The organism is Nocardia cerradoensis NBRC 101014 (assembly GCF_000308535.1).
Classification (GTDB): domain Bacteria; phylum Actinomycetota; class Actinomycetes; order Mycobacteriales; family Mycobacteriaceae; genus Nocardia; species Nocardia cerradoensis.
This window is the reverse complement of the sequence record NZ_BAFW01000374.1, coordinates 22,442-32,647: the sequence shown is the minus strand read 5'-3', so window position 1 is coordinate 32,647 and position 10,206 is coordinate 22,442. Positions and strand designations below refer to the sequence as shown.

Sequence of the window (10,206 nt, the reverse complement as noted above, 5' to 3'; positions counted from 1 at the left end):
TCGACGGGGGTGGTGTTCTCGGGTCAGGGTGCGCAGTGGGCCGGTATGGCGGCGGGGCTGCGTGCGTATCCGCTGTTCGCCGAGCACTTCGATGCGATCGTCGCCCGGCTGGAACCGCTTCTAGGACAAGCGGTTTCGCTGTCACATGCGTTGGCTGACGAGAAACTGATCGACCGGACGGTGTACGCGCAGGCGGGTCTGTTCGCATTCGAGGTGGCGCTGTATCGGCTGCTCGAATCGTGGGGATTCCGCGCGGAGGTGGTCGCGGGCCATTCGATCGGTGAGGTCGCGGCCGCCCACGTGGCGGGAATCCTGTCGCTGGCGGACGCGTGTGTGCTGGTGGCGGCGCGCGGGCGACTGATGCAGGCGCTGCCCGCGGGCGGAGCGATGGTCGCGGTGGGCGCTGTCGAGGCGGAGGTGCCGGCGCTGCTGGATTCCGCCGGGACGGCCGCCGGCGACGTGTCGATCGCGGCGGTGAACGGTCCGTCCTCGGTGGTGCTGTCCGGTGTCGAAGCCGATGTGCTGGCTGTCGCCGCGCGGTGCGCGGAAAAGGGTTGGCGCACCCATCGTTTGCGAGTGTCGCATGCCTTCCATTCGGCGTTGATGGAACCGATGTTGGACGAATTCGCCGCCGTGATAGACACATTGGCGTTCGGGCAGCCGACCGTGTCGTTGGTGTCGACGGTGACCGGTGCCAGGGTGACCGACGAGATGTCGGTGCCGTCGTATTGGGTGAACCAGGTTCGGGACACGGTGCGGTTCGCCGACGCGGTGACGGCGATGGCGGAGTCGGGGGTGTCCAGATTCGCCGAGCTCGGGCCGGATGCAGTCCTGACCCCGATGGTCACCCAAACCCTCGACGCCACATCCCCGGTGGTGGCGCCGTCGTCCCGCCGGCATCGGGCGGATCCGTCGACGCTGACGGCCGCACTGGCGACCCTGTTCGTCACCGGCACGGACGTGAACTGGGGCGCCCTCTACTCCGGAACCGGTGCCCGGCGAATCGATCTGCCCACCTACGCATTCCAGCGTCGGCGGTATTGGTTGTCCGACGAGTCCACGGCATCCGGCAGCGCCCGCGCGATGGGCCTCGTCGCCACGGAACATCCGCTGGTCTCGGCCGTAATCTCCCAACCGGACTCCGACGGCGCGGATCTCACCGGCCGCCTGTCCCTGCGGACACATCCCTGGCTGGCCGATCACGCGGTCATGGATACCGTCCTGTTCCCCGGCGCCGGTCTGGTCGAACTCGCCCGGTACGCCGGTGAACAGGTCGGCTGCGCCCACCTCGAACAGTTGGTCCTGCGCGCCCCGCTGGCACTGTCGGAAACCGCCGGCACCGCGGTGCGCGTCGTGGTCGGCGCCGAGGACGAGGCCGGTCGTCGCCCGGTGCGGATCTTCTCCCGCCGCGAGGACGAGGCCGATGCGCTGCCGTCCTGGACGGTGCACGCCGAAGGCACCGTCACATCCGAAAACGACGGTGCCGCTGTCGAATTGCGGCAGTGGCCGCCCGCAGGCGCGGTCGCGGTGGACATCGACGATGTGTACGACGCCCTCGGCGCGCAGGGATACCACTACGGTCCCGCGTTCCAGGCGCTGCGCTCGGTCTGGCGAGCGACCGGCGACGTCCTCTACGCCGAGGTCGCGCTGCCCCAGACCGCCGACGCCCAGCGGTTCGGCATCCACCCGGCGCTGCTGGACGCGGCCCTGCATGCGCTGCGATTCGCCGACGCGCGCCCGGACGGACCGGCGCTGCCGTTCGAGTGGTCCGGAGTCACCGTGTACGCGGCGGGGGCCGATGCCCTGCGGGTGCGGCTCACCCGCGTGGGGGAGCGGGGTGTGGCGCTGGATCTGGCGGATACCACCGGTGCTCCGGTGGCGACGGTCCGTCATCTCGCCTCCCGTCCGGTCGATCCCGCGCAGCTCACCACCGGCGCAGCCGTCGGCAACGCCCTGTTCCGGATCGACTGGACACCGATCGAGGTGGGCACGGCCGAAACCGCCACGGCCACATGGCCGGAACTCGGCGACGAGGTACCGCCGGTCGTGGTGCTGGACTGCCCGGCGGGCAACGATCCCGCCACGATCCACGCCGCGACACACCATGTGCTCGAGGTCCTGCAGTCCTGGACGAGGAGCCGGCGATTCACCGAATCGGTCCTCGTGGTCCGGACGGCCGGTGCGGTGTCGGTGGCCGGAGAGGACATCACGAATCGGGCAGGCGCCGCCGTCGGCGGCCTCGTGCGCTCTGCACAAGCCGAGCATCCGGGTCGCATCGTCCTGATCGACATCGATGCCGAACTCGATGATCTGCTCGGCGGCATCCTGGCCGCGTCCGAACCGCAGGTGGCCGTGCGAGGCGGGCGAGCGTACGCCGCACGGCTGGTCCGGGCGGCTCCCGCCGCCGAGACCGTCGAGTTCGATCCGGACGAGACGGTGCTGATCACCGGTGCCGGCGGGCTCCTGGCCGGGCTCTTCGCCCGGCATCTGGTCGCCACCCGCGGCGTCCGCCACCTGCTGATGCTGAGCCGGCGCGGCGAATCCGCTTCCGGCGCAGCCGCGTTGCGCGCCGAACTCGGCGACCTCGGCGCCGACGTCCAATTCGCCGCCTGCGATGTCGCCGACCGCGACGCGCTGGCCGCCGTGCTGGCGGACATATCCGCAGAACACCCACTGACCGGCGTCTTCCACCTGGCCGGTGTGCTCGACGACGGCGCCGTCGCGTCGCTGACCCCGGCGCGGATGGATACTGTGCTGGGGCCCAAGGTCGATGCCGCATTCCATCTGCACGAGCTGACCGCCGACCTGCCCCTGCGGGCATTCGTCCTGTTCAGCTCGGTGGCCGGTGCGTTCGGCAACCCCGGCCAGGGCAACTACGCCGCGGCCAACGCATATCTGGACGCGCTCGCCACGCACCGCGTCGCGTCCGGCAGGTGCGGCACATCTCTGGTGTGGGGCCTGTGGGACGGCGGCATGGCCGGGCAGCTCGGCGATGTCGACCGGCACCGCATGTCCCGCTCTGGCCTGCTGCCGCTCTCGGCGGATCAGGGACTGGCGCTGTTCGACGCCGCGACCGGGATCGCTGTGCCGGTGCTCGCCCGGCTCGACACGGAGAGCATTCGGCACGCCGGAAACGCCACGCCCGCATTGCTTTCCGGTCTGGTGCCGACCCGTCGCAGTGCGGCATCGGGTACGTTCACGGCGCTGCGCGCCCGGGTCGCGAGCACTCCCGACAGCGAGCGCTTCGGGGTGCTGGTGGAGATCGTGCGCGGACAGATCGCCGCGACTCTCGGCCACGAGAATCCGAATTCGATCGCGGCGGATCGGGCCTTCAACGAACTGGGCTTCGATTCGATCACCGCCATCGAATTCCGCAATGCCCTCCAAGCCGTCACGGGCCTGCCGTTGCCCGCCACCCTGGTGTTCGATTATCCGACGCCCGAGTCGCTGGCACGACATCTCGCCGAGGAGTTCACCGGAACCGGCCGGGACAGCGAGGTGACCGCGACCCGGGCGGTCGACGACGACCCGATCGCGGTGGTCGGCATGGCGTGCCGGTACCCCGGCGGGATCACCTCCCCCGAGGAACTCTGGGATCTGGTGCGCACCGGCGCGGACGCGATCACGACGCTCCCGGCCGACCGAGGCTGGGATATCGCCGGCATCTACGACCCGGAACCCGGCCGCGCGGGCAAGTCCTACACCAGAGAAGGCGGATTCCTGCACGGCGCAGCCGATTTCGACCCCGAGTTCTTCGGTATCGGCCCCAACGAAGCCACCATGATGGACCCCCAGCAGCGTCAGTTGCTGGAGACGAGCTGGGAAGCGTTGGAGCGCGCGGGTATCGACCCGACCATGCTGCGGGGCAGTTCGACCGGTGTCTTCGCCGGCGTGATGTATCACGACTATGCCCAGGGCAGCGGCAACAGCGCGACCGGCAGCCTGGTCTCCGGGCGGATCGCCTACACACTGGGGCTGGAAGGCCCTGCGGTGTCGGTGGATACGGCGTGTTCGTCGTCGTTGGTGGCGATGCATCTGGCGGCGGGTTCGTTGCGGTCCGGGGAATGCGATCTGGCGTTGGCCGGTGGTGTGACGGTGATGGCGACGCCGGAGACGTTTGTGGAGTTCAGTCGTCAGCGTGGGTTGTCTCCTGATGGCCGGTGTAAGTCGTTCGCGGATGCGGCGGATGGTGTGGGTTGGGCCGAAGGTGTGGGTGTGCTCGTGCTGGAGAGGCTTTCCGATGCGCGGCGCAACGGTCATGAGGTGTTGGCGGTGCTGGCGGGTTCGGCGGTGAATCAGGATGGTGCGTCGAATGGTTTGACGGCGCCGAACGGTCCGTCGCAGCGGCGGGTGATCCGGCAGGCGCTGGCCAATGCGGGACTCTCGCCGGTGGATGTGGATGCGGTCGAGGCGCACGGCACCGGTACGACGTTGGGTGATCCGATCGAGGCCCAGGCGCTGCTTGCCACGTATGGGCAGGATCGTGCGGCGGATCGGCCGTTGTGGTTGGGGTCGTTGAAGTCGAATATCGGTCATGCTCAGGCGGCTGCGGGTGTGGGTGGTGTGATCAAGATGGTCATGGCGATGCGTCACGGCGTGCTGCCGAGGACTCTGCATGTGGATCGTCCGAGTTCGAAGGTTGATTGGGCGCAAGGCAGTGTCGAGTTGTTGACCGAATCGGTGTCGTGGCCGGAGGTGGATCGGCCGCGTCGGGCGGGTGTGTCCTCGTTCGGGATCAGCGGCACGAACGCGCACGTCATCCTCGAGCAGGCCCCGGCCGCCGAGACCGCGCCGACAGCGACCACTGTCCCGGCCGTCCTGCCGTGGACGCTCTCGGCGCGCAATGGTGACGCCCTCACCGGTCAGGCGGCCCGCCTCGCCTCGCATGTGGCCGCCCACCTTCCGGATCCGCTCGATGTCGGCTTCTCGCTGGCGTCTACGCGTGCGGTGTTCGAGCATCGGGCCGTTGTCGTGGGCCGGGATCGTGACGGTCTGCTCGCGGGAGTGCGTGCGCTGGCGGCGGGCGAGGCTGTGTCCGGTGTGGTGTCGGGTCGGGTGGTGCCGGGTTCGACGGGTGTGGTGTTCTCGGGTCAGGGTGCGCAGTGGGCGGGGATGGCCGCGGAGCTGCGTGCCGCTTTCCCGGTGTTCGCCGAGCGTTTCGATCGTATTGTTGATGAGCTGGAACCTGCTTTGGGGCAGCCTGTTTCGCTGGTCGAGGCGTTGGCGGACGAGGATCTGGTCGACCGGACGGTGTTCGCGCAGGCGGGGTTGTTCGCGTTCGAGGTGGCGCTGTATCGGCTGCTGGAGTCGTGGGGTGTGCGTGCGGATGTGGTGGCGGGTCATTCGATCGGTGAGGTTGCTGCCGCGCATGTGGCGGGTGTGTTGTCGCTCGAGGATGCGTGTGTGCTGGTGGCGGCGCGTGGTCGTCTGATGCAGGCGCTGCCCGCGGGTGGGGTGATGGTGGCGGTGGGTGCGTCGGAGGGCGACGTGTTGCCGCTGCTGGGCGCGGGCGTGTCGATCGCCGCGGTGAACGGTCCGTCCTCGGTGGTGCTGTCGGGTATCGAAGCCGATGTGCTGGCCGTCGCCGCGCGGTGCGCGGAAAACGGATGGCGCACAAGCCGTTTGCGCGTGTCGCATGCGTTCCATTCCGCATCGATGGAACCGATGCTGGACGAATTCGCCTCGGCGCTGGGCGCTGTGACGTTCCGGCGCCCGGATATGCCGCTGGTGTCCACCGCAACCGGAGCCAGGGTGACCGACGAGATGTCGGATCCGTCCTACTGGGTGCGCCAGCTGCGCGACGCGGTGCGCTTCGCCGACGCGGTCCACACGATGGCGGAACTGGGAGCGACACGCTTCGCCGAGGTCGGACCCGACGCGGTGTTGACGCCCATGGTCGCCCGAACCCTCGACGCGACCACGATCGCCCTCGCCACCCGCCACCACGCGGACCCGGAGACCGTGCTGACCGGGCTCGCCCGCCTGTACGTCGCGGGTGCGCCGGTGGATTGGGCCGGCTACTACGCCGGCTCCGGCGGCACCCGGACGGATCTGCCGACCTATCACTTCCAGCACCGCCGCTTCTGGGCCACGGGCCGGCTGCACGCCGGAGAGCCGTCGGCGCTCGGCCTGCGGTCCACCGAGCATCCCATGCTGGGCGCGTTGGTCGCGCAGCCCGAAGGCGGCGGCGTCCGCCTCACCGGGCGGTTGTCCACGGCCACGCATCCGTGGCTGGCCGACCACGACGTCCTCGGTGTGGTGCTGCTGCCCGGAACCGGCTTCGTCGAGTTGGCGGTCCACGCCGGAGAACAGGTCGGCTGTCCGGAACTGGCCGATCTCACACTGCTGGCGCCGCTGACGTTCAGCGGGCCCGGAGTGCAGATCCAGGTGGTCGTCGGCGATGGTGACGAGACCGGTCACCGGCGGATCGACATCTACTCTCGCCGGGACGAGGACGATCCGGCAGTCCCGTGGACGCATCACGCGCAAGGGCGGATGAGCCCGGGCGGGGAGGCCGACGACCCGGCGGACTGGGCCGATTTCGTGCAGTGGCCGCCGGTCGGCGCCACGGAGGTCACGGTGGTCGGCGCGTACGACGAACTCGCCGACCACGGATACAACTACGGTCCCGCCTTCCGCGGTCTGACGGCGGTGTGGCGGCGCGGCGACGACCTCTTCGCCGAGGTCGCGCTGCCGGAGCAGACCTCCGCACGGGGTTACGGCATGCATCCGGCGCTGCTCGACGCGGCCCTGCACGCGCTCACCGTCGGCCTGCCGCGGGACACGGACGAGGAGGCCGAGCGGCAGACCCTGGTTCCGTTCACCTGGTCGTCGGTGCGTCTGTACGCCGACGGCGCCCGCCGGGTGCGGGTGCGCCTGACCGAACCGAACGAGGGCGCGGTCACGGTGGCGCTGGCCGATTCCGCCGGCGCGCCGCTGCTGTCGGTGCGCTCGCTCGCCTTGCGTCCGCTCTCGCCCGAACTGCTCGCGGCATCGTCTCGTCCCTCCGGCGACGCCCTGTACGAACTCGCGTGGCGGCCGGGCCCGCAGCCGCGCCCCGCGGCGGAGAATTCCTGGGCCGAGTGGGGTGCGCCGGAGCCGGCCTCGGTCCTCGTCTACCGGCCCCCGGCCGACGAGGTCGCGGTGCCGGCGCGACTGCGCACGGCCCTGCACGACACACTCGGTGTCGTTCAGGAGTTCCTGAACGATGAACGTTGTGCCGCAAGCACTCTCGCGGTTGTCACCGATGCCACCGGTGATCCGGCCGCCGCCGCGGTATGGGGCCTGGTACGCGCCGCACAAGCGGAGAATCCGGGACGAATCGTGCTCGTCGAGGCGGACAGTGCCATCGCGGCGAACGACCTCGTGGCCGCCGCGGCGACGGGTGAACCGGAACTGGCTGTCGACTCGTCCGGGATTCGGGTGCCGCGACTCGTCCGGGCCGCGGCTCCCGAGACGGCGCCGCCCACCGCGTGGGATTCCGAACGGACCGTCCTGATCACCGGCGGCACCGGCGGGATCGGCCGCCACCTCGCCCGTCATCTGGTGCACGAGCACGGAGTGCGTCACCTGGTGCTGGCCGGTCGGCGCGGACCGGCCGCGGCCGCGGATCTCGTCGCGGAACTCGGCGCTCTCGGCGCCCGGGTTCGGGTTGCGGCCTGCGATGTCACCGACCGGGACGCGGTGCGGCAACTGCTCGACTCGATCCCCGCCGAGCATCCGCTGGGCGCGATCGTGCACGCGGCCGGTGTCGCCGACAACGGCCTGGTCGACACCTTGACCCCGGCCCAGATCGACCGCTGCCTGAGCGCCAAGGCCGATGCCGCCTGGTACCTGCACGAGCTCACCCGCGATGCCGGTCTGTCCGCGTTCGTCACGATCTCCTCGGTGGCGGGGTCGATCCTGCCCGCCGGCCAGGGCGGATACGCGGCGGCGAACCTGTTCCTCGACGCGCTCGCGACCTGTCGCCACGCCGAAGGCCTGCCGGCCACGTCACTCGCCTACGGCATGTGGGATATCGACACCGGATTGTCGCAATGGCTCGGCGAGGCCGACCGCCACCGCCTGCGCCGCCAAGGCTTTTCGCCGCTGCCCGCCGGCGCCGCCCTCGAATTGTTCGACGCGGCACTGTCTTCCGGCCGTCCGGTACAGGTGCCGGTGGCGATCGACCACGCCGTACTGCGTGCCCGCGACGCTGTCCCCGCACTACTCAGGGATCTGGCCGCGAAGCCGGGACGGCGGCAACGGGTCACGACACCCGACGCCGCGGCACTGCGCAACCATCTGGCGCAGCTGCCGGAGCCCGATCGGGAACGGTGGCTGCTGACGCACATCCTCGAGCATGCCGCCCGGCTGCTCGGCCACGACAGCACCGATGCGCTCGACCCGGAGCGGGACTTCCTCGAATCGGGCTTCGACTCGCTGGCCGCGATGGAGTTGCGCGGCGCGCTCAACGCGTCCACCGGACTGGCGCTGTCCACGGCGGCGATCTTCGACCACAAGACGCCCGCCGCGCTGGCCCGGCACCTACGCGAGGAACTCGGCACCGCGCCCCGAGCGGTCGACGGCCCTGCGGGTGTGGACGATTCGCTGTACGGGATGTTCCGCGGCGCGGTGACGACCGGTCAGGCCGGCAAGGGCTTCGCCCTGCTGCGAGCGGTGGCGGAACTGCGGGACCACTTCACCGCCGACGAGCAACCGGAACGGCTACCGGCGCCGGCACGGCTCGCCGCGGGCTCGGCCCTGCCCCGGATCATCTGCCTCAATCCGCCGCTGGCCACCGGCGGCGCCCACCAGTACGCCCGGATCGCAGCGCAACTGCGCACCGGGCGCGACGTACTGGCGCTGCCGCTGATCGGTTTCGGTGCGGGCGAACCACTCCCGGCGACACCGGTCGCGGCGCTCGCGGCGGTGGCGCGCGGCGTGCTCGAGGCCGCGCAGGGTGAGCCGTTCGTCCTGCTCGGACATTCCTCGGGCGGTCTGCTGGCCTATCTGGTCACCGAATATCTGGAGGCGGCGGGCGGTCCGGCTCCCACCGGCGTGGTCATGCTGGACACCTATCCCGCGCACGAGGGCGGGGAGTGGCTGCTGCAAGAGATGGCCGAGCACATGGTGGCGAACGAGGCCACATTCGGTCGGTTCGACCAGGCCCGGCTCACCGGAATGGGCCGGTACGTGCAGGTGCTGCACGAGCTGGTGCCGGGTTCGGTCGACACACCGGCGCTGTTCGTCCAGTGTGCGCGGTCGTTCCTGGACGGCTCGTCGGAGCGTGCGGACTGGCAGACCCGGCCGTGGGACGCGACGCATACCGTCGTGCCGGTGGCGGCCGATCACTTCACGATTCTGGAGGACGGAGCGGCGGAGGTCGCCCAGGCGATCGAGCACTGGCTCGCACGCTGAGGGCGGCGACCGGGCGGGCTTTTACGCTCGCCCGGTCGCTGCCGCCTGATTCGACAGCGCTCGCGAACTGTGCTGGGAAATCAACTGCGCCACCGCATCACGATTGGCGTCGAGAAAGAAATGACCGCCGGGAAATGTGCGGGCGAGGAAATCTCCGGTGGTGTGCGCGCGCCAGGCCTCGATATCGGCGAGGCTCGCATCGGCGTCGCGATCACCGGCCAGTGCCACGATCGGACATTCGACGGTCGCCCCCGGGGCGCAGGCGTAGGTTTCGATGGCCCGGTAGTCGTTTCTGGTGACCGTCAGGATCATGTCGCGCATTTCCGGATCCTCGAGCAGCGCCGCCGGGGTGCCGCCGTAGTTCAGGAGATGATCGGCCAGCGCACGGTCGCTCAGCGTGTGCATCACCTCGGTGCCCTGTTGCGACGGGGCACGGCGGCCCGAGGCGAACAGCACCGCCGCTCGCGTCTCGGTGTCCCGTTCGAGGCGCCGGCAGGTTTCGAATGCCACCGCGGATCCCATGCTGTGGCCGAACAGGGAGAAATGCGAGACGCCGGCGAGCGTCTCGGTCAATTCGGTGAACAGGCCGTCGACGAGATCGGAAATGGTGCCGACGAGCGGCTCGCGCCGTCGGTCCTGCCGCCCGGGATATTGCACGGCGACGACGTCGTATTCCGATCCGAGGCTTCTGGCCAACGGCCCGTACGAGATGGCGGATCCGCCGGCATGGGGAAAGCAGACCACCGTGTGCGATCCGTTCTCCGGAGCGGGGGACAGACGACGCAGCCAGCTATTACCCACGGGCCG

1 protein-coding gene and 1 pseudogene are annotated in these 10,206 nt (G+C 70.2%); one reads left to right on the top strand and one right to left on the bottom strand.

What is annotated here, in order from left to right; translation table 11 throughout:
* Positions 1 to 12 precede the first annotated feature (12 nt).
* Positions 13 to 9,399: pseudogene (locus tag ON23_RS32280) on the top strand (SDR family NAD(P)-dependent oxidoreductase); the annotation flags it as partial.
* 21 nt (positions 9,400 to 9,420) lie between these two features.
* On the opposite strand, the gene ON23_RS32275 reads toward ON23_RS32280, so the two are convergent.
* Positions 9,421 to 10,200: a thioesterase II family protein gene (locus tag ON23_RS32275; protein ID WP_039783055.1), complete on the bottom strand. Its 780-nt coding sequence runs from the start codon at positions 10,198 to 10,200 to the stop codon at positions 9,421 to 9,423.
* Between the last annotated feature and the right edge of the window lie 6 nt (positions 10,201 to 10,206).